The sequence below is a fragment of the Micromonospora sp. I033 genome, assembly GCF_053890995.1.
In genome coordinates, this window is the sequence record NZ_JBSSLX010000094.1 from 1 (window position 1) to 20172 (window position 20172).

General features: G+C 71.2%; 19 protein-coding genes. All 19 read left to right on the forward strand.

Annotated elements, in window-relative coordinates; translation table 11 throughout:
• On the forward strand, nucleotides 1-161 hold a 161-nt coding region (locus ACW0Q9_RS17115; RefSeq protein ID WP_456182458.1), incomplete at its 5' end, for an LPXTG cell wall anchor domain-containing protein.
• 96 nt (nucleotides 162-257) lie between these two features.
• Nucleotides 258-968, forward strand: coding sequence for a demethylmenaquinone methyltransferase (locus ACW0Q9_RS17120; protein ID WP_456182427.1), 711 nt, complete (start codon nucleotides 258-260; stop codon nucleotides 966-968).
• A gap of 76 nt (nucleotides 969-1044) precedes the next feature.
• Nucleotides 1045-1263, forward strand: a complete 219-nt coding sequence (locus ACW0Q9_RS17125) for a hypothetical protein (RefSeq protein WP_456182429.1) — start codon at nucleotides 1045-1047, stop codon at nucleotides 1261-1263.
• A gap of 125 nt (nucleotides 1264-1388) precedes the next feature.
• Nucleotides 1389-2663, forward strand: a complete 1275-nt coding sequence (locus ACW0Q9_RS17130) for a geranylgeranyl reductase family protein (protein WP_456182431.1) — start codon at nucleotides 1389-1391, stop codon at nucleotides 2661-2663.
• A 131-nt stretch (nucleotides 2664-2794) separates the two neighbouring features.
• Nucleotides 2795-3160 (forward strand): NADH-quinone oxidoreductase subunit A, encoded by a 366-nt coding sequence (locus ACW0Q9_RS17135; protein WP_073834101.1) that lies wholly within the window; start codon nucleotides 2795-2797, stop codon nucleotides 3158-3160.
• Nucleotides 3161-3174: 14 nt separating this feature from the next.
• Nucleotides 3175-3852: a NuoB/complex I 20 kDa subunit family protein gene (locus ACW0Q9_RS17140; protein WP_456182433.1), complete on the forward strand. Its 678-nt coding sequence runs from the start codon at nucleotides 3175-3177 to the stop codon at nucleotides 3850-3852.
• 55 nt (nucleotides 3853-3907) lie between these two features.
• A complete protein-coding gene (locus tag ACW0Q9_RS17145) occupies nucleotides 3908-4645 on the forward strand; it encodes an NADH-quinone oxidoreductase subunit C (protein WP_456182435.1) in 738 nt (245 codons plus the stop codon).
• Nucleotides 4642-5967, forward strand: a complete 1326-nt coding sequence (locus ACW0Q9_RS17150) for an NADH-quinone oxidoreductase subunit D (RefSeq protein WP_456182437.1) — start codon at nucleotides 4642-4644, stop codon at nucleotides 5965-5967. The genes ACW0Q9_RS17145 and ACW0Q9_RS17150 overlap by 4 nt, the downstream gene beginning before the upstream one ends.
• Nucleotides 5964-7127, forward strand: a complete 1164-nt coding sequence (gene nuoE, locus ACW0Q9_RS17155; protein WP_456182439.1) for an NADH-quinone oxidoreductase subunit NuoE — start codon at nucleotides 5964-5966, stop codon at nucleotides 7125-7127. Before ACW0Q9_RS17150 ends, nuoE begins: the two co-directional genes overlap by 4 nt.
• Complete coding sequence (gene nuoF, locus ACW0Q9_RS17160; RefSeq protein WP_456182441.1) at nucleotides 7124-8440, forward strand: NADH-quinone oxidoreductase subunit NuoF; 1317 nt, start codon at nucleotides 7124-7126, stop codon at nucleotides 8438-8440. Before nuoE ends, nuoF begins: the two co-directional genes overlap by 4 nt.
• The gene (locus ACW0Q9_RS17165) at nucleotides 8440-10920 is read left to right on the forward strand and encodes an NADH-quinone oxidoreductase subunit G (protein ID WP_456182443.1); all 2481 of its coding nucleotides are present in this window, start codon (nucleotides 8440-8442) and stop codon (nucleotides 10918-10920) included. Before nuoF ends, ACW0Q9_RS17165 begins: the two co-directional genes overlap by 1 nt.
• Nucleotides 10917-12269, forward strand: coding sequence for an NADH-quinone oxidoreductase subunit NuoH (nuoH, locus tag ACW0Q9_RS17170; RefSeq protein WP_456182445.1), 1353 nt, complete (start codon nucleotides 10917-10919; stop codon nucleotides 12267-12269). Before ACW0Q9_RS17165 ends, nuoH begins: the two co-directional genes overlap by 4 nt.
• A 1-nt stretch (nucleotide 12270) precedes the next feature.
• Nucleotides 12271-12912, forward strand: coding sequence for an NADH-quinone oxidoreductase subunit NuoI (gene nuoI / locus ACW0Q9_RS17175; RefSeq protein ID WP_151461335.1), 642 nt, complete (start codon nucleotides 12271-12273; stop codon nucleotides 12910-12912).
• On the forward strand, nucleotides 12909-13679 hold the full coding sequence (locus tag ACW0Q9_RS17180) for an NADH-quinone oxidoreductase subunit J (RefSeq protein WP_456182448.1): 771 nt from the start codon (nucleotides 12909-12911) through the stop codon (nucleotides 13677-13679). The genes nuoI and ACW0Q9_RS17180 overlap by 4 nt, the downstream gene beginning before the upstream one ends.
• The gene (gene nuoK, locus ACW0Q9_RS17185; protein ID WP_073834091.1) at nucleotides 13676-13975 is read left to right on the forward strand and encodes an NADH-quinone oxidoreductase subunit NuoK; all 300 of its coding nucleotides are present in this window, start codon (nucleotides 13676-13678) and stop codon (nucleotides 13973-13975) included. The genes ACW0Q9_RS17180 and nuoK overlap by 4 nt, the downstream gene beginning before the upstream one ends.
• Before the next feature lie 10 nt (nucleotides 13976-13985).
• Entirely contained in the window at nucleotides 13986-15911 is a 1926-nt protein-coding gene (nuoL, locus tag ACW0Q9_RS17190) for an NADH-quinone oxidoreductase subunit L (protein ID WP_456182450.1), read from the forward strand.
• 64 nt (nucleotides 15912-15975) lie between these two features.
• Nucleotides 15976-17508: an NADH-quinone oxidoreductase subunit M gene (locus ACW0Q9_RS17195; protein ID WP_456182452.1), complete on the forward strand. Its 1533-nt coding sequence runs from the start codon at nucleotides 15976-15978 to the stop codon at nucleotides 17506-17508.
• Nucleotides 17505-19058 carry an NADH-quinone oxidoreductase subunit NuoN gene (gene nuoN, locus ACW0Q9_RS17200; protein WP_456182454.1) on the forward strand — a complete coding sequence of 518 codons (1554 nt, stop codon included), beginning with the start codon at nucleotides 17505-17507 and terminating at the stop codon, nucleotides 19056-19058. Before ACW0Q9_RS17195 ends, nuoN begins: the two co-directional genes overlap by 4 nt.
• A gap of 87 nt (nucleotides 19059-19145) precedes the next feature.
• A partial coding sequence (locus ACW0Q9_RS17205) for a polyprenyl synthetase family protein (RefSeq protein WP_456182456.1) occupies nucleotides 19146-20172 on the forward strand: 1027 nt, incomplete at its 3' end.

Below are 20172 nucleotides of genomic sequence, written 5' to 3' on the forward strand. Positions count from 1 at the left end.
GTGGCGGCGTCGGCGGCGGACTGCCGGTGACCGGTGTGCAGGTCGGGCTGATCGGCGGGGTCGGCGCGGCCATCCTGCTGGCCGGCGGGGCGCTGCTGGTGCTCTCCCGCCGCCGGAAGGTGGTTCTGGTCACCCCGACCGACGAGCGGACCGAGGACTGACCGACCTGGACAGCCGACGGGGCGGGGTGGGTGACCACCCCGCCCTTTCGCGTACCCGGGAGGAGTCGGGCGCGGGTGGGCTGGCAGAGTGGAGGGGTGAGCCGTACCCCGCAGGGCCAGCGCGCCAGCCTGGACAAGCAGCCGCACGAGGTCGCCGCGATGTTCGACGGTGTGGCCGCCCGCTACGACCTGACCAACACCGTGCTCTCCTTCGGGCAGGACCGGTTCTGGCGGCGGGCCACCCGGGAGGCGCTCGGGCTGCGCCCCGGCGAGCGGGTGCTGGACGTGGGCGCCGGCACCGGCGTCTCGACCGAGGAACTGGCCCACTCCGGGGCGTACGCGGTGGGGGCCGACCTGTCGCTCGGCATGCTCCACGCCGGCAAGCGCACCCGGCCGCGGGTGCCGCTGCTGGCCGGTGACGCGCTGCGGCTGCCGTTCGCCGACGCCAGCTTCGACGCCGTGACCATCTCCTTCGCGTTGCGCAACGTCAACGACACCGACGCGGCGCTGCGCGAGCTGGCCCGGGTCACCCGGCCGGGCGGCCGGCTGGTGATCTGCGAGTTCAGCACCCCGGTCAACCCGGCGTTCCGCACGGTCTACCTGTCGTACCTGATGCGGTCGCTGCCGGCGGTGGCCCGCGCGGTGTCGAGCAATCCCGACGCCTACGTCTACCTCGCCGAGTCGATCCGGGCCTGGCCGGACCAGGCGGCGCTGGCCACGCGGGTCGGCGCGGCCGGCTGGGGCCGGGTGGGCTGGCGCAACCTGACCGGTGGCGTCGTCGCGCTGCACCGCGCGGTCCGGATCTGACCCTTGGGCCGGGTACAAACCCGGCCTTTTCGTGAATATCCGTTTTAGGTCTACTTTGTCCCGTAGGCTCGCCCCCATGACGGGACGAGACCAGACGGCCACCGACGACGACGCCGCCGAGCTCATCGCGCAGCTCCGGGAGCTGGCCGGCGCGGATCCCGCCGACGTCCGTCAGGTGGTCGCCGAGGTGCTCGCCGCGCTCGACCGCGCGGCCGGCGGCGCGCTGCGCGACCACCTGCCCGAGGCGATCCGGCTCGACGCCGGCCTGGGTCCGGCCACCCCGGCACGCTCCTGACGGACTCCCGCCGGCCTGTTTCCGCGAGTTAGGCCCCCCTCAGCGCATACAGGTGTAACGCCGGTCATAGACTCCAACCCGATCGGCTTGTGAAGCATTTCACGAGCATGCGGGAGGAGGCGCGGATGACCGCGGTGGAGAACGACGCCGACGTCATCGTCGTGGGCGCCGGTCCCGGAGGATCGGCGACGGCGTACCACCTGGCGCGGCACGGCGTGCGCGTGCTGCTGCTGGAGAAGACCGAATTTCCCCGGGAGAAGGTCTGCGGCGACGGGCTCACCCCCCGGGCCGTGCGGCAGCTCATCCGGATGGGCGTGGACACCTCGCCCGAGGCCGGCTGGCTGCACAACAAGGGCCTCCGGGTGATCGGCGGCGGGGTACGCCTGGAACTGGACTGGCCCGACCTGGCCAGCTTCCCCAACTACGGCCTGGTCCGGACCCGGCTCGACTTCGACGACCTGCTCGCCCAGCGGGCCGTCGCCGCCGGGGCGAAGCTGCGGACCAGCGTCAACGTGCTGGGTCCGGTGCTCGACGCCGACGACCGGGTGACCGGGGTGCAGGCCGAGGTGGGCCCGGACAAGGAGCCGGCCACCTTCCACGCGCCGCTGGTGGTCGCCGCGGACGGCGTCTCCGGCCGCTTCCCGCTCGCCCTCGGGCTGGCCAAGCGCGAGGACCGGCCGATCGGCGTGGCCGTCCGCCGCTACTACCGCTCGCCCGCCAAGCACGACGACGACTACCTGGAGTCCTGGCTCGAACTGCGGGCCAAGGGCAACGACGCGCTGCTGCCCGGCTACGGCTGGATCTTCGGGCTCGGCGACGGCCGGGTGAACGTCGGCCTGGGCGTGCTCAACTCCTCCTCGGCGTTCGGCAGGACGAACTACCGGCGGCTGCTCACCGACTGGCTGGCCAACACCCCGGAGGACTGGGGGATGACCGACGAGGCCAACGCGGAGGGGCCGATCCTCGGCGCCGCGCTGCCGATGGGCTTCAACCGGGTCCCGCACTACACCCGCGGGGTCCTGCTGGTCGGCGACTCCGGCGGCATGGTCAACCCGTTCAACGGCGAGGGCATCGCGTACGCCATGGAGTCCGGCGAGCTGGCCGCCGAGGTGGCGGTGCAGGCGCTCGCCCGGCCGGCCGGCGCGGAGCGGGAGCGGGCGCTGCTGGCGTACCCGCAGGAGCTGAAGGCCCGCTTCGGCGGCTACTACCGGCTCGGCGGGATCTTCGTGAAGCTCATCGGCCGGCCCGAGGTGATGCGGATGGCCACCAAGCACGGCATGCCGCACCCGATGCTGATGCGCTTCGTGCTCAAGCTGCTGGCCAACCTCACCGACCCCCGGGGCGGGGACGCCATGGACCGGGTCATCAACGCGATGACGAGGGTGGCCCCCGCCGTGTAGACCACCGCCCCCGGGGCGACGGCGCCCCGGGGCCGACAAGGATCGACCCCCGCCGACGAGGTCGTGAGGGACGTGAATAGTGTGATTTTCGCCAACCACCGAGGTCAGGGAAGGACGAGCAGGAGACAACGATGACGCTCTCTCCTTACGCACCGATCATCGGGCTGTTCGCCCTCGCCGCGGGGTTCGCGCTGTTCTCCGTGGCCGCCGCCCGATTCGCCGGCCCCCGGCGTCTGAACAAGGCCAAGCTCGAGGCGTACGAGTGCGGCATCGAACCGAGCCCGCAGCCGGTCGGCGGCGGCCGGTTCCCGATCAAGTTCTACCTGACGGCGATGCTCTTCATCGTCTTCGACATCGAGATCATCTTCCTCTACCCCTGGGCGGTCTCCTTCGACGCCCTGCCGATCTTCGGCTTCGTGGAGATGGTCCTGTTCATCGTCGCGGTCTTCGTCGCCTACGCCTACGTCTGGCGGCGCGGCGGCCTGGACTGGGACTGAGGGAGGTACGTCAGATGGGCATCGAGGAGAAGCTCCCGGCCGGCGTCCTGCTCACCTCCGTGGAGAAGCTGGTCAACTGGTCGCGGAAGTCGTCCGTCTGGGGCGCCACCTTCGGCCTGGCCTGCTGTGCCATCGAGATGATGGCCGCCGGCGGTCCGCACTACGACATGGGCCGCTGGGGCATGGAGGTCTTCCGGGCCTCGCCGCGGCAGGCGGACCTCATGATCGTGGCCGGCCGGGTGAGCCAGAAGATGGCCCCGGTGCTGCGCCAGATCTACGACCAGATGGCCGAGCCCCGCTGGGTCATCTCGATGGGCGTCTGCGCCAGCAGCGGTGGCATGTTCAACAACTACGCCATCGTGCAGGGCGTCGACCACATCGTGCCGGTCGACATGTACCTCCCGGGCTGCCCGCCCCGGCCCGAGATGCTCATCGACGCGGTGCTCAAGCTCCGCGAGAAGATCATGTACGAGCCGCTGGGCGCGAACGGCCGCAAGATGCTGGAGGCCCGCAAGGAGCGCGGTGACGTGCCCGTCGTGCCCTACGGCTCGATGCCGTCGTCGTACCGCAACGACAAGGCCCGGCGCGCCGAGTGGACCCAGGCGGTCCGCGAGGGGCGCGAGGAGCAGTTGCGGATCGAGAACTGGATGAAGGCGCAGAACCACCTCGGCGTGCAGCGGGGCCCCAAGTGAGCGCGAGGAGTGCAGCGAAGCGGAGCCCCGCAGTCGCGAACGGAGGGCAGGCGCAGTGACGGCACCGAACGACAAGAACAACGACGGCGGCGTGCCGGTCCCGACCACCCCGGCCGGTGCCAGCAGCACCGCCCCGGCGGAGTACCCGCCGGCCAGCCCGGCCGGGCGCGGCATGTTCGGCAACCAGGGCAGCGGCGACGTCTCCGGCTACGGCGGCCTGGTCCGCCAGCGCAAGCCGATCGAGGAGGCTTCCCGGCCGTACGGCGGCTACTTCGACGAGGTCCGGGACGCGCTGGAGGAGGCGTACCCCGAGTTCGGCGACGCGATCGAGAAGGTCGTGGTCGACCGGGGCGAGCTGACCCTGCACGTCCGCCCCGAGCGGATCGCCGAGGTCTGCCAGGTGATGCGCGACGACCTGGCGCTCCGCTTCGAGCTCTGCTCCTCGGTGTCCGGCGTGGACTACCTGGGCGCGGACGGGCGTCGGCTGCACGTGGTCTACCAGCTCACCTCGATGACCTACCGGCGGCGGGTCCGGCTGGAGGCCGCGGTCTCCGCCGAGGACCCGCACCTGCCGAGCGTCACCACCGTCTACCCGACCGCCGACTGGCAGGAGCGGGAGACGTACGACATGTTCGGCATCGTCTTCGACGGCCACCCCAACCTGACCCGGATCCTCATGCCGGACGACTGGGAGGGGCACCCGCAGCGCAAGGACTACCCCCTCGGCGGTGTGCCCGTCGAGTACAAGGGCGCGGAGATCCCGCCGCCGGACAAGCGGAGGTCGTACCAGTGACGACGTCGAACTACGCGACCGAGCGCGAGACCACCGAGGGCAAGGTCTTCACCGTCACCGGTGGGGACTGGGACCAGGTCGTCTCCGGCACCGACCCGATCAACGACGAGCGGATCGTCGTCAACATGGGTCCGCAGCACCCGTCCACGCACGGCGTGCTCCGGCTGATCCTGGAGCTGGAGGGCGAGACGGTCCGCGAGGCCCGCTCGGTCGTCGGCTACCTGCACACCGGCATCGAGAAGAACCTCGAATACCGGAACTGGGTCCAGGGCTCGACCTTCGTGACCCGGATGGACTACCTCTCCCCGCTGTTCAACGAGACGGCGTACGCGCTCGCGGTGGAGAAGCTGCTCGGCATCACCGACGACATCACCGAGCGGGCCACCACCATCCGGGTGCTGATGATGGAGCTCAACCGGATCTCGTCGCACCTGGTCTGGCTGGCCACCACCGGCATGGAGCTGGGCGCGATCAACATGATGTTGTACGGCTTCCGCGAGCGGGAGTACATCCTCGACATCTTCGAGACCATCACCGGCCTGCGCATGAACCACGCGTACGTGCGGCCGGGCGGTGTCGCGCAGGACGTGCCGGACGACGCGATCGTCAAGATCCGCGACTTCCTCAAGCTGATGCCGAAGAAGCTCAAGGAGTACGAGGACCTCCTCTCCGGCCAGCCCATCTGGATCGAGCGGACGAAGAACGTGGCGGTGCTCGACGTGACCGCCTGCCTCGCGCTCGGCGTCACCGGCCCGGTGCTCCGCTCCGCCGGTCTCGCCTGGGACCTGCGCAAGACCATGCCGTACTGCGGCTACGAGACGTACGAGTTCGACGTGCCGACGCACGCCGACGGCGACGTGTGGGGCCGCTACCTGGTCCGGCTCGCCGAGATCCGGGAGTCGCTGAAGCTGGTCGAGCAGGCCCTCGACCGGCTCAAGCCCGGCCCGGTGATGGTGGCCGACCGCAAGATCGCCTGGCCGGCGCAGCTCGCCATCGGCATCGACGGCATGGGCAACTCGCTGGAGCACGTCGCGAAGATCATGGGTCAGTCGATGGAGTCGCTGATCCACCACTTCAAGCTCGTCACCGAGGGCTTCCGGGTCCCGCCGGGTCAGGTGTACGTCGGCATCGAGTCGCCCCGCGGCGAGCTGGGCGTGCACGCCGTCTCGGACGGCGGCACCCGGCCCTACCGGGTGCACTACCGGGAGCCGAGCTTCGTCAACCTCCAGGCCCTCCCGGCGATGGCCGAGGGCGGCCTGATCGCCGACGTGATCGCCGGCGGCGCCTCGCTGGACCCCGTGATGGGTGGTTGTGACCGATGACGACTTTCACTGAAGAGACCCGGGAGCGGGCGCGGGAGATCATCGCCCGGTACCCGGCGGACCGGTCCCGCTCGGCCCTGCTGCCGCTGCTGCACCTGGTCCAGTCCGAGGAGGGCTACGTCTCCCCGGCCGGGGTCGAGTTCTGCGCCGAGGTGCTCGGCCTGAACAAGGCCCAGGTCGGCGCGGTCGCCACCTTCTACACCATGTACAAGCGCAAGCCGACCGGTGACTACCTGGTGAGCGTCTGCACCAACACCATGTGCAACGTGCTCGGCGGCCAGGAGGTCTACGACACCCTCGCCGAGCACCTGGGCGTCGGGCACGACGAGACCACCGCGGACGGGAAGATCACCCTGGAGCACGCCGAGTGCCTGGCGGCGTGCGACTACGGCCCGGTCATGACGGTCAACTACGACTTCTTCGACAACGTCGACCCGCAGGGCGCGCTCGGCGTGGTGGAGGAGCTGCGGGCCGGCGGCCGGCCGATGCCGACCCGGGGCGCCCGGCTCTGCACCCTCAAGGAGATGGCCGTCCAGCTCGCCGGTTTCGCCGACGAGCGCGACGGCGCGGTGGCCGACGGCGGGCCCGGTGAGCCGACCCTGCGCGGCCTGCGCCTGGCCGAGCAGCACGGCATCTCGGTGCCGGGCTTCGACCCGAACACCCCGATCCGCAGCAAGGCCGAGGCCGACAAGGCCGCCGCCGAGGCGAAGGCGAAGGCGGAGGCCGCCAAGCCGGCCCCGGCCGAGGCCGCCGCCGCCCCGGTCAAGGGCGGCGACGGTGCGTCCGCCCCGACCGGCACGCCGGGCAACGCCGGCGCCGGCGAGCCGGCGAAGCCGACGGCCGCCACCGGCAGCACCGCGCCGGACGTGAAGGCGCCCGACGACAAGTCGCCGCAGGTGCGTACCGCCGAGACCCGCCAGCCGGACGCGGCCACCGCCGTGCCCGACGCCCCCGGCACCAAGGTCCCGACGGACACCGCGCCGCCGGCCGCGGCTGACGCCCGGGCGGCCGAGGCGGCCGGCGCGTCGGCCAACCCGCCGGCCGGCGACGGCAAGCCCGCCGGCGACGAGGCCGGGGCGCAGCAGCGCAACCTCAAGGAAGCGGAGGCCGGGACGGGCGCCGACCCGGCGGACGCGAGCGGAACGGGGGTCCAGAAGTGACCGCTCCTCGGCCGGAGACGCTGGCCAAGCTGACGCCGGTGCTCACCAAGCGCTGGCTGTCGCCGGACGCCTGGCGGATCGGCACCTACGAGAAGCTGGACGGCTACGCCGCCCTGCGCAAGGCGCTCAAGGCGCACCCGGACGACCTGATCCAGCTGATCAAGGACTCCGGGCTGCGCGGTCGCGGCGGCGCGGGCTTCCCGACCGGGCTCAAGTGGGGGTTCATCCCGCAGGGCGACGGCAAGCCGCACTACCTCGTGGTGAACGCCGACGAGGGCGAGCCGGGCACCTGCAAGGACCTGCCGCTGATGACCCACGACCCGCACTCGCTGGTCGAGGGCGTCATCATCGCCTCGTACGCGATCCGGGCCAACCGGGCGTACATCTACATCCGCGGTGAGGCCGTGCACGCCGCCCGCCGGCTGCGCAACGCCGTGCAGGAGGCGTACGCCAAGGGCTACCTCGGCCGGAACATCCAGGGCAGCGGCTTCGACCTGGACCTGGTGGTGCACTCCGGCGCCGGGGCGTACATCTGCGGCGAGGAGACCGCGCTGCTGGACTCGCTGGAGGGCTTCCGCGGCCAGCCCCGGCTGCGCCCGCCGTTCCCGGCGACCCACGGCCTGTACGCCAGCCCGACGGTGGTGAACAACGTCGGCACCATCGCGAGCGTGCCGTACATCGTGCTGGGCGGCGCCGACTGGTGGAAGACCATGGGCACGGAGAAGTCGTCCGGTCCGATGATCTACTCGCTCTCGGGCCGGATCGCGAACCCGGGCCAGTTCGAGTGCTCGATGGGGATCACCCTGCGCGAGCTGATCGAGCTGGCCGGTGGCATGCAGCCCGGGCACAACCTGAAGTTCTGGACCCCGGGCGGCTCGTCGACGCCGCTGCTCACCGCCGAGCACCTGGACGTGCCGCTGGACTTCGAGGGGGTGGCGGCGGCCGGCTCGATCCTGGGCACCACGGCCACGCAGATCTTCTCCGACCAGGACTGCCCGGTGTACGCGACCTACCGGTGGCTGGAGTTCTACCACCACGAGTCGTGCGGCAAGTGCACCCCGTGCCGCGAGGGCAACTACTGGATGGTCCGGGTCTACCGGCGGATCCTCGCCGGCCAGGGCACCCACGAGGACCTGGACACCCTGCTCGACACCTGCGACAACATCCTCGGCCGCTCGTTCTGCGGCCTGGGTGACGGTGCGACCAGCCCGGTGACCTCGTCGCTGAAGTACTTCAAGCAGGACTACCTCGACTACATCGAGGGACGTACCGCGCCGAAGCTCTCCGAGAAGCAGCTGGTGGGAGCCCACTGATGACCGACGTAGCAAAGCAGACCGAGACCGTCACCCTGACCATCGACGGCGTCCAGGTCACCGCCCCCAAGGGGGCGCTGCTGATCCGGGTCGCCGAGCAGTTGGGCACCGAGATCCCGCGCTTCTGCGACCACCCGCTGCTGGCCCCGGCCGGCGCCTGCCGGCAGTGCCTCGTGGAGGTGGAGGGCCAGCGCAAGCCGGTCGCCTCCTGCACCCAGACGGTGGCCGACGGCATGGTGGTGCGGACCCAGCTCACCTCCCCGGTCGCGCAGAAGGCCCAGGAGGGGGTGATGGAGCTGCTGCTCCTCAACCACCCCCTGGACTGCCCGATGTGCGACAAGGGCGGCGAGTGCCCGCTGCAGAACCAGGCCATGTCCACCGGCCGCACCGACTCCCGGTTCCACGAGCACAAGCGGGAGTACCCGAAGCCGCTGCCGATCAGCACCCAGGTGCTGCTCGACCGCGAGCGGTGCGTGCTCTGCCAGCGCTGCACCCGGTTCTCCGAGGAGATCGCCGGCGACAAGTTCATCGACCTGATGGGCCGGTCGTCCGCCGAGGAGATCAACATCTACCGGGACGACGCGTACGGCGAGGAGGGCGACGCGGGTGACGTCCCGTTCAACTCCTACTTCTCCGGCAACACCGTGCAGATCTGCCCGGTGGGCGCGCTGACCGGCGCGCAGTACCGGTTCCGGGCCCGCCCGTTCGACCTGGTCTCCACCCCCAGCGCCTGCGAGCACTGCGCGGCCGGCTGCGCCCAGCGCACCGACTGGCGGCGGGGCAAGGTGCTGCGCCGGCTGGCCGGCGACGACCCGGCGGTCAACGAGGAGTGGAACTGCGACAAGGGTCGCTGGGGCTTCCAGTACACCCGCGCGTTCGACCGGCTCACCACCCCGCTGGTACGGGACGGGAAGACCGGCGAGCTGCGCGAGGCGTCCTGGAGCGAGGCGCTGACCCGGGCCGCCGAGGGGCTGCGCGCCGCCCGGGACGGCGAGCACGGCACGGCGGTGCTGACCGGCGGCCGGCTCACCGTCGAGGACGCCTACGCGTACGCCAAGTTCGCCCGGGTCGCGCTGCGGACCAACGACATCGACTTCCGGGCCCGCCCGGTCTCCCGCGAGGAGGCCGACTTCCTGGCCAGCAGCGTCGCCGGGGTCACCGACGTGACCTACGCGGACGTGGAGAACGCGCCCGCGGTGGTGCTGGTCGGCCTGGAGCCGGAGGAGGAGTGCCCGATCCTCTTCCTGCGGCTGCGCAAGGCGTACCTGAAGAAGACGCTCACCGTCTACGCGCTCGCGCCGTTCGCGACCCGCGGCCTGGAGAAGCTCGGGGCCAAGCTGGCCCGGGTGGTGCCGGGCGAGGAGGCCAGCGTGCTGGCCGAGCACGCCACGGTGGCCGAGGCGCTGAGCCAGCCGGGCGCCATCCTGATCGTCGGCGAGCGGCTGGGCGCGGTGCCCGGTGGCCTCTCCGCCGCGGCGGACGTGGCCCGGCGTACCGGGGCCAGGCTGGCCTGGGTGCCGCGGCGCGCGGGTGACCGCGGCGCGGTCGACGCGGGCTGCCTGCCCAACCTGCTCCCCGGCGGCCGCGTGGTCACCGAGCCGGCCGCCCGTGCCGAGCTGGGCGAGGCGTGGGACATCCCGGCCGGGGTGATCCCGAGCCAGGCCGGCCGGGACACCGACGGCATCCTCACCGCCACGGCCAACGGTCAGATCGGCGCCCTCGTGGTGGCCGGTGTCGACCCGGCCGACCTGGCCGACCCGCGCCTGGCCGAGCAGGCCCTGGACGCGGTGCCCTTCCTGGTCAGCCTGGAGCTGCGGATGAGCGCGGTGGCCCGCCGGGCCGACGTGGTCCTCCCGGTCGCCCCGGTGGTCGAGAAGGCCGGCAGTTTCCTGGACTGGGAGGGCCGGCTGCGCACCTTCGAGAAGGTGCTCGACACCGCGGCGATGACCGACGGCCGGGTGCTCGACGCGATCGCCGCGCAGCTCGACGTGCGGCTCGGCACCGGCGACGTGCAGAGCGTTCGCCGGGAGCTGGGCGCGCTGCCGCCGACCCGGGTGGACCGGCCGTCCGCCCCGTCGGTCGAGCCGGCCACCGTGCCGCAGCCCGGCGCCGGCGAGGCCGTGCTGGCGACCTGGCACCAGCTCCTCGACCTGGGCAGCCTCACCGACGGCGACGAGCACCTCGCCGGCACCGCCCGCCCGCCGGTGGTCCGGCTCGGCAAGGGCACCGCCGAGGCGCTCGGTGTCGCGGACGGCGACCCGGTGACCGTGGGCACCGACCGCGGCGCGGTCACCCTGCCGACGGCGATCACCGAGATGCCGGACGGCGTCGTGTGGCTGCCGACCAACTCACCCGGCTCGACCGTCCGGCGCAGCCTCGGCGCGACGTCCGGCGAGATCGTGAAGGTCTCCGCCGCGGCGATCGCCGCGGACGCGGCCGGCCGTCCGGGTCCGCTCCTCAACACCGGGAGTGTCCAGTGAACCTCTACCTCGCGGCGCAGGACCCGACGCTGGCGGACTTCGGCAAGGACCCGTGGTGGCTGGTCCTCGGGAAGATCGTCTTCGCGTTCGTCTTCGGTCTGCTGGCCACGCTGCTCGGCGTCTGGTTCGAGCGGCGGGTGGTCGGCCGGATGGCGGTGCGGCCCGGCCCGAACCAGGTCGGCCCGTTCGGCCTGCTGCAGACCCTCGCCGACGGCCTGAAGATGGCCTTCAAGGAGGACATCCTCCCGCGGACGGCCGACAAGGTGGTCTTCTTCTTCGCGCCGACCATCTCGGTGATCTGCGCGGTCACCTCGCTGTCGGTGGTGCCGTTCGGCCCGATGGTGAGCATCTTCGGCCACCACACGCCGCTGCAGGTCACCGACGTGTCGGTGGCGGTGCTGGTGATCCTCGCCTGCTCCTCGATGGGCATCTACGGCATCGTCCTCGGCGGCTGGGCCTCCGGCTCGACGTACCCGCTGCTCGGCGGTCTCCGCTCCAGCGCCCAGATGATCTCGTACGAGGTCGCCATGGGGCTGAGCATCGTGGCGGTGTTCATGACCGCCGGCACGATGTCGACCAGCGGGATCGTCGCCGCGCAGGGGGACGCCACCGAGCTGACCATCGCCGGCCAGCAGGTCCCGGCCCCCGGCTGGTACGCCATCCTGCTGCTGCCCAGCTTCATCATCTTCTTCATCGCCATGGTCGGTGAGACCAACCGGGCGCCGTTCGACCTGCCCGAGGCGGAGTCGGAGCTGGTCGCGGGCTTCATGACCGAGTACAGCTCGCTCAAGTTCGCGCTCTTCATGCTCTCCGAGTACGTCTCGATGGTGACCATGTCCGCGGTCACCACCACGCTCTTCCTCGGCGGCTGGCGAGCTCCCTGGCCGATCACCCTCTGGTCGGGCGCCAACTCGGGTTGGTGGCCGATGCTGTGGTTCTTCGGCAAGGTCATCGTCCTGGTCTTCGTCTTCGTCTGGCTGCGGGGCACGCTGCCCCGGCTCCGCTACGACCAGTTCATGCGCTTCGGCTGGAAGGTCCTGCTGCCGATCAACCTGGTCTGGATCCTGGTGCTGAGCGGGCTCCGCTCGATCGAGGACTGGCAGACCAAGGACCGGCTGCTCGCCACCGGCATCGCCGCAGGCCTGCTGCTGCTGGCCACGCTCTTCTGGCCGAGCCGGAAGAAGGCGCCGCGGCCGCCGCTCCAGGAGCAGGTGAACAGCCGTCCGCACGGCAGCTTCCCGCTGCCGCCGATGGATCTTCAGGTTCCGCCGAGCCCGCGTACCAAGCGTGTGGTCGCCGAGCGGGAGCCGGCCAACCTCGTCGCCGGCTCGGACTCCAGGGAGGTGTGACGTGGGCGCGATCACCGGAACGTTCAAGGGCTTCGGGGTCACCTTCTCGCACATGTTCAAGAAGGTCGTCACCACCGACTACCCGTTCAAGCCGCCGGTCTCGGCGCCGCGCTACCACGGGCGGCACATCCTCAACCGGCACCCGGACGGGCTGGAGAAGTGCATCGGCTGCGAGCTGTGCGCCTGGGCCTGCCCGGCCGATGCGATCTACGTGGAGGGTGGCGACAACTCCGAGGAGCAGCGCTTCTCCCCGGGTGAGCGGTACGCCAGCGTCTACCAGATCAACTACGCCCGCTGCATCTTCTGCGGGCTCTGCATCGAGGCCTGCCCGACCCGCTCGCTCACCATGAGCAACGAGTACGAGCTGGCCCGGGACAACCGGCAGGACCTGATCTTCACGAAGGAGCAGCTGCTCGCGCCGCTGCTGCCGGGCATGGAGCAGCCGCCGCACCCGATGCGGCTGGGCGACAGCGAGAAGGACTACTACGTCGGCGGGCTGACCAACCCGGGCACCTCGGCCGGCGCCGAGCACTCGCCGATGGGCCCGGGCCGGTACCAGGTGGAGGAGCACCCCGGCGTGACCTTCCCCGGCGCCGAGCAGGCCGCGCAGCGGGCCGAGGCGGGCAAGGGAGCAGGAGCATGACCACGCAGACGGTGCTCGCCGCGGCGGGCCAGGTGTCCGGGGGTGAGGAGGTCACCTTCTGGATCCTCGCCCCGCTGGCCCTCCTCGGGGCCATCGGCATGGTCTGGGCGCGCAACGCGGTGCACTCCGCGCTCTGGCTGGTGCTGACCATGCTCTGCCTGGGCGTGTTCTACGTGCTCCAGGCCGGGCCGTTCATCGGCATGGTGCAGATCATCGTCTACACCGGCGCGATCATGATGCTCTTCCTGTTCGTGCTGATGCTGGTCGGCCGGGACGCCTCCGACTCGCTGATCGAGACGCTCCGCGGCCAGCGGGTCGCCGCCGTGGTGCTCGGGCTCGGCTTCGCCGGCCTGGTCGGCTCCGGGCTCTACCGGGCGCTGGAGGGCGTGCAGGCGGTCGGCCTGGACCGGCCGAACGCCGAGGGCAACGTGCAGGGCATCGCCCGGCTGCTCTTCACCAAGTACGTCTTCGCCTTCGAGCTGACCTCCGCGCTGCTCATCACGGCGGCGGTGGGCGCGATGGTGCTGGCGCACGTGGAGCGGCGCAAGGAGGACCGGATGGACCAGGTCGCCACCATGAAGGCCCGGTTCCGCCCCGGCAACTACCCCGGCCCGAAGCCCGGACCGGGCGTCTTCGCCACCTCCTCCTCGGTGGCCACCCCGGCCCGCCTGCCGGACGGCCGGCTGACCGACCGCAGCATCCCGGAGATCATGCCGGTGCGCGAGCTGACGGCCGAGGAGACCGCACTGAAGGGGACGGAGAAATGACCCCGGACTACTACCTGATCCTCGCGGCGGTGCTGTTCACCATCGGCGCCGTCGGCGTGCTGATCCGGCGCAACGCGATCGTGCTGTTCATGTGCGTCGAGCTGATGCTCAACGCGGCCAACCTGACGCTAGTCACGTTCAGCCGCATCAACGGCGACCTGAACGGCCAGATCATGGCGTTCTTCGTGATGGTGGTGGCCGCGGCCGAGGTCGTGGTCGGGCTCGCGATCATCATGTCGATCTTCCGGACCCGGCGCTCGGCGAGCGTCGACGACGCCAACCTGCTGAAGTACTGAGGGGCTCGCGGTGGAAGAGACTGTGGAATTCGCCCAGGCCAGCGGCCTCTTGGGCAGTGTCTGGCTGCTGGTGGCCATCCCGCTGGTGAGCGCGGCGATCCTGCTGCTGCTCGGCAAGCGGGCGGACCGCTGGGGTCACTGGCTGGGCGTGGCGGCCATCGGCGCCGCCTTCGTGCTCGGCCTGACCTACTTCTTCCAGCTCCGTGGCCTGGAGAACAAGCAGGTCGAGCAGAGCCTCTGGCAGTTCATCACGGTCGGCGACCTCAAGGTGGACTTCGGTCTGCTCTTCGACCCGCTGGCCGCCGTCTTCGTACTGCTGATCACCGGGGTGGGTTTCCTCATCCACCTCTACGCGGTCGAGTACATGGCGCACGACGAGGGCCGGCGGCGGTTCTTCGGGTACTTCAACCTGTTCGTCGCCGCGATGCTGCTGCTGGTGCTCGGCAACAACTACGTGATGCTCTACTTCGGCTGGGAGGGCGTCGGTCTGGCGTCGTACCTGCTGATCTCGTTCTGGTACGGCCGGCCGAGCGCGGCCACCGCCGGCAAGAAGGCGTTCCTGATGAACCGGGTCGGCGACGCCGGCCTGGCCATCGGCATCTTCGTCATGTTCGCCATGCTCGGCACCACCCAGTACGACGAGGTCTTCAACGGCGTCGGCGCGCTGAGCAGCACCACCGTGCTGGTGCTCGGCCTGCTGCTGCTGCTCGGCGCCACCGGCAAGTCCGGCCAGTTCCCGCTCCAGGCGTGGCTGCCGGACGCCATGGAGGGCCCGACCCCGGTCTCCGCGCTCATCCACGCGGCGACCATGGTCACCGCGGGCGTCTACCTGATCGCCCGGTCCAACCCGATCTTCTCGGCCGACCAAACGCTCCAGCTCGTGGTGGTCAGCGTCGGCGCGATCACCCTGCTGATGGGCTGCCTCATCGGCGCGGCCAAGGACGACATCAAGCGGGTGCTGGCCTGGTCGACGGTGAGCCAGATCGGCTACATGTTCCTCGGCGTCGGCCTGGGCGGCGCGGCGTACGCGCTGGCCATCGTGCACCTGCTGGCGCACGGCTTCTTCAAGGCCAACATGTTCCTCGGCGCCGGCTCGGTCATGCACGGCATGAACGACCAGGTGGACATCCGGCGCTTCGGCAACCTGTCGAAGTACATGAAGGTCACCTGGCTGACCTTCATGATGGGCTGGCTGGCCATCATCGGCATGTTCCCGTTCTCCGGCTTCTTCTCCAAGGAGCCGATCATCGTGGCCGCGTTCGAGCGGGAGGGCTGGACGGCCTGGCTCTTCGGCATGGCCGCGCTGCTCGGCGCCGGGCTCACCGCGTTCTACATGACCCGGCTCTTCGTGCTCACCTTCCACGGCCCGGCCCGCTGGACCGAGGACATCGAGCACCCGCACGAGTCGCCGAAGCTCATGACCATCCCGCTGATCCTGCTGGCGATCGGCTCGGTCGGCGCCGGCTTCCTGCTCGCCACCTCGGTGCCAGACTGGCTGGAGGCCACCGCCGGCCTGGGCGCGCAGGAGGAGGGGCACCACGCGGTCCTGTCGCACGGCGTGATCACCACGCTCTCGCTGCTGGTGACCGTGCTCGGCGCCGGGCTGGCCTGGTTCCTGTTCCGCAACGGCACGGCCACCGAGCCGCAGCCGGCCGGCGTGCTGGTCACCGCCGCCCGCCGGAACCTCTACACCGACGCCGTCAACGAGGCGGTCTTCGAGAAGCCGGGCATCTTCCTCACCCGGGCGCTGGTCTTCCTCGACAACCGGGGCGTCGACGGGCTGGTCAACGGCCTCGCCGCCGCGGTGGGCGGGGGCTCGGGCCGGCTCCGGCGGCTGCAGACCGGTTTCGTGCGGTCGTACGCGACCTCGATCCTGACCGGCGCGCTGCTCGTGGTGGCGGCGTTCCTGGCGGTGCAGGCGGGGTGGCTGGCGTGATCGACCTCAACGCGGCCGCCCCCGCCGGCGGGCCACGCAGTCACGACGGAGGTAAGGCCGAATAATGTCCAACTTCCCGTTCCTCTCGGTGCTGACCGTGGCGCCGCTGGTCGGCGCCCTGGTCGTGGCCCTGCTGCCGCGTCGCCGGCCGGACCTGGCCAAGCTCGTGGCGTTCGGCTGGTCGCTGCTGGTGCTGGTGCTCTCGGTGATCATGTGGATCACGTTCCAGGCCGACGGTGACCGGTTCCAGTTCCGCGAGTCGTACGCGTGGATCCCGAACTGGGGCGTCAACTTCACCTTCGAGGTGGACGGCATCGCCCTGGTCATGCTGATGCTGATCGCGATCCTGGTGCCGCTGGTGATCCTGGCGTCGTGGCACGACGCCGAGTCGTCCCGGCGCTCGGTGCCGGTCTACTTCGCGCTGCTGCTCGTCCTCGAGTGCACGATGATCGGCGTCTTCGCCGCCGCCGACGTCTTCCTGTTCTACGTGTTCTTCGAGGTCATGCTGGTGCCGATGTACTTCCTCATCGGCAGCTACGGCGGCCACCAGCGGCAGTACGCCGCGGTGAAGTTCTTCCTCTACTCCCTGGTCGGCGGCCTGTTCATGCTGGCCGCCGTGATCGGCCTCTGGGTGGTCGGCGGGAAGACCTTCGACTGGCAGGCGCTCAGCCAGGCCGAGTTCGCGACCGACACGGCCCGCTGGCTCTTCCTCGGCTTCTTCCTCGCGTTCGCGATCAAGGCGCCGTTCTTCCCGTTCCACACCTGGCTGCCGGACGCCGGTGGCGCGGCCCCGGCCGGTGCCGCGGCCCTGCTGGTCGGCGTGCTGGACAAGGTCGGCACCTTCGGGATCCTGCGGTACTGCCTGCCGCTGTTCCCCGAGGCGTCGAGGTGGTTCGCCCCGTGGGCGCTGGCGCTCGGCGTGATCGGCATCATCTACGCCGCGCTGCTGGCGGTCGGCCAGAACGACCTCAAGCGGCTGGTGTCGTACACCTCGATCGCGCACTTCGGCTTCATCGGGGTCGGCATCTTCGCCTTCACCACCCAGGCCGGCACCGGCGCGGTGCTCTACATGCTCAACCACGGGCTGGCCACCGGCCTGCTCTTCCTCGTGGTGGGCATGCTGATCGCCCGCCGGGGCTCGGCGCTGATCAGTGACTTCGGCGGCGCGGGCAAGCTCGTGCCGGTGCTCGCCGGGGTGCTCTTCTTCGCCGGTCTCGCCTCGCTGGCGCTGCCCGGCACCGCGCCGTTCGTCTCCGAGTTCCTGGTGCTGATCGGCACGTTCACCACGAACAAGCCGGTCGCGGTGATCGCCACGCTCGGCATCATCCTGGCCGCGGCCTACGTGCTGTGGATGGTGCAGCGCACCACCCAGGGCACGCTCAACCCGGCCCTGACCGAGGTCGAGGGCATGCGCCGGGACCTCAGCCTGCGCGAGAAGGTCGTGGTGGCCCCGCTCATCGCGCTGATCGTGCTGCTCGGCTTCTATCCCAAGCCGGTCACCGATGTCATCAATCCCGCCGTCCAGGCGACCATGCAGGACGTCGGCAAGACCGATCCCGCCCCTGAGATCGGCAGCGTCCAGGAGGCTGCGAAGTGAGTGAACTGAAGCTGCCGTCGATCGACTACGCGGCGCTCGCTCCCATCCTGATCATGCTGGGCGCCGCCCTGGTCGGCGTCCTGGTCGAGGCGTTCGTGCCGCGCCGCCTGCGCAACGGGGTGCAGCTGGCGCTCGCCCTGCTGGCGGTGTTCGCCGCGCTGACCATGGTGATCCTGAACGCCGACGACCGGCTGATCACCGCCGGCCAGGCCATCGCGGCGGACGGGCCGACGCTCTTCCTCCAGGGCGCCATCCTGATCCTGGCGGCCATGGCACTGCTGCTCGTCGGCGAGCGCACGGTGGAGCGGGGCGGGGCCTTCGTGGCCCAGGCCGCGGTCACCGCCGAGTCCGCCGACGACCGGCGGCAGGCCGACGGCATGGGCGGTGCCACCGAGGTGTACCCGCTGGTCACCTTCGCGATCGGCGGCATGCTGATCTTCGTGGCGGCGAACGACCTGCTGACCATGTTCATCGCGCTCGAGGTCTTCTCGCTGCCGCTCTACCTGCTCTGCGCGCTGGCCCGCCGCCGGCGGCTGCTGAGCCAGGAGGCCGCGCTGAAGTACTTCATGCTCGGCGCGTACGCCTCGGCGTTCTTCCTGTTCGGCGTGGCCCTGATCTACGGCTTCACCGCCGGGATCCCGGGCCGTGGGGCCGGCGTCGACTTCGCCACCGTCCACACCGCGGTGGCCGAGTCCTCGACCAGCCCGGTGCTGCTCTTCGCCGGCATGGCGCTGCTCGCCATCGGCCTGCTCTTCAAGGCCGCCGCCGCCCCGTTCCACGTCTGGACCCCGGACGTCTACCAGGGCGCGCCGACCCCGGTGACCGGCTTCATGGCCGCCTGCACCAAGGTCGCCGCGTTCGGCGCCCTGCTGCGGGTCTTCCACGTCGCCTTCGCCGGGGCCTCCTGGGACTTCACCCCGGTGCTCGGCGCGGTGGCGGTGCTGACCATGCTGGTCGGCGCGGTGCTGGCCGTCACCCAGACGGACATCAAGCGGCTGCTGGCGTACTCGTCGATCGCGAACGCGGGCTACCTGCTGGTGGGCGTGCTGGCGCCCAGCAAGGAGGGGCTCTCCGGCACGATGTTCTACCTGGTCGCGTACGGCTTCTCGGTGCTCGCCGCGTTCGCCGTGGTGACGCTGGTGCGGGACGCCGACGGGGAGGCCACCCACCTGTCCCGCTGGGCCGGGCTGGGCCGCCGGTCGCCGTTCTTCGCGGCGATCTTCACGTTCATCCTGCTGGCCTTCGCCGGTATCCCGCTCACCAGCGGCTTCACCAGCAAGTTCGCGGTCTTCGCCCCGGCGCTGGACGCGAACCAGGCCTGGCTGGTGATCGCTGGCGTGCTGACCAGCATGGTGCTGGCCTTCCCGTACCTGCGGGTCGTGGTGATGATGTGGCTCTCCGAGCCCGGCGACGCCACCCCGACGGTCACCGTGCCGGGCGCGCTCACCTCGGCCGCCCTGGTCATCGGGGTGCTCGCCACGCTGGTCCTGGGGGTCGCCCCGGCGCCCCTGCTCGACCTGGCCAACGGTGCCGCCGAATTCGTGCGATGACCCAGGTTCCGCCCGGGGGCCGGTACGCCGTGGCGTACCGGCCCCCGGTCCGTATCCCCCTCTCCGGGCAGGTCGAACGGGTGTGGCATGGTTGATAGCGTGGTGATTCCGGCTGGCGAGCGTTCAGGTGCCACCGGCCCGGGCGGTGGTCCGGGCCCGGGCACGGGTCAGTTCGGCGCGCTCGGCCTGCACCTCGCCGATCCGCGCGTCGAGGCGTCCGTGCTGGGCCTCCTGGAGCGGGTCGAGACCGACCTGCGGGCCAGCGTGGCCAGCGCCGACCCGCTCGTGACCGAGGCGGCCCGGCACCTGGTCGAGGCCGGCGGCAAGCGGTTCCGCCCGCTGCTGGTGGCGCTCGGCGCCCAGTTCGGCGACCCGGAGGGCGCGCAGGTCGTGCCCGCCGCCGTGGTGATGGAGCTGACCCACCTGGCGACGCTCTACCACGACGACGTCATGGACGAGGCGGCCGTGCGCCGGGGCGCCCCGAGTGCCAACTCCCGCTGGACCAACTCGGTGGCCATCCTCGTCGGCGACTACCTCTTCGCCCGCGCCGCGGACATCGCGGCCGACCTGGGCCCGGAGGCCGTCCGCCTGCAGGCGCGCACCTTCGCCCGGCTGGTGCACGGGCAGATCGCCGAGACGGTCGGCCCGCGCGACACCGACCCGGTGGCGCACTACCTGCACGTCATCGCCGAGAAGACCGGTTCGCTCATCGCCACCTCGGCCCGCTTCGGCGGCATGTTCGGCGGGGCGTCCCCCGAGCACGTCGAGGCACTGGCCGGCTACGGCGAGGTCATCGGGGTGGCCTTCCAGCTCTCCGACGACCTGCTGGACATCGCCAGCGAGTCGGTGCAGTCGGGCAAGACGCCCGGCACCGACCTGCGCGAGGGCGTGCCGACCCTGCCGGTGCTCTACGCGCTCGCCTCCGACGACTCGGACGCGGCCAGCGTCCGGCTCCGGGAGATCCTGGCCACCGGCCCGCTTGTCGACGACGCGCTGCACGCCGAGGCCCTCGGCCTGCTCCGCGAGTCCCCGGCCCTCAAGCGCGCCCGGGAGACGGTCCGCAGCTACGCCGAGGACGCCCGCTCCCACCTCGCCCCGCTCCCCGAGGGCCCGG

Excerpts from the sequence above, each read along its gene's own strand:
- ACW0Q9_RS17140 (WP_456182433.1), top strand. The coding sequence starts at position 3,175 with ATGGGCATCGAGGAGAAGCTCCCGGCCGGCGTCCTGCTCACCTCCGTG.
- ACW0Q9_RS17180 (WP_456182448.1), top strand. The coding sequence starts at position 12,909 with ATGACCACGCAGACGGTGCTCGCCGCGGCGGGCCAGGTGTCCGGGGGT.
- ACW0Q9_RS17135 (WP_073834101.1), top strand. The coding sequence starts at position 2,795 with ATGACGCTCTCTCCTTACGCACCGATCATCGGGCTGTTCGCCCTCGCC.
- ACW0Q9_RS17165 (WP_456182443.1), top strand. The coding sequence starts at position 8,440 with ATGACCGACGTAGCAAAGCAGACCGAGACCGTCACCCTGACCATCGAC.
- nuoK (WP_073834091.1), top strand. The coding sequence starts at position 13,676 with ATGACCCCGGACTACTACCTGATCCTCGCGGCGGTGCTGTTCACCATC.
- ACW0Q9_RS17130 (WP_456182431.1), top strand. The coding sequence starts at position 1,389 with ATGACCGCGGTGGAGAACGACGCCGACGTCATCGTCGTGGGCGCCGGT.
- ACW0Q9_RS17125 (WP_456182429.1), top strand. The coding sequence starts at position 1,045 with ATGACGGGACGAGACCAGACGGCCACCGACGACGACGCCGCCGAGCTC.
- nuoE (WP_456182439.1), top strand. The coding sequence starts at position 5,964 with ATGACGACTTTCACTGAAGAGACCCGGGAGCGGGCGCGGGAGATCATC.
- ACW0Q9_RS17195 (WP_456182452.1), top strand. The coding sequence starts at position 15,976 with ATGTCCAACTTCCCGTTCCTCTCGGTGCTGACCGTGGCGCCGCTGGTC.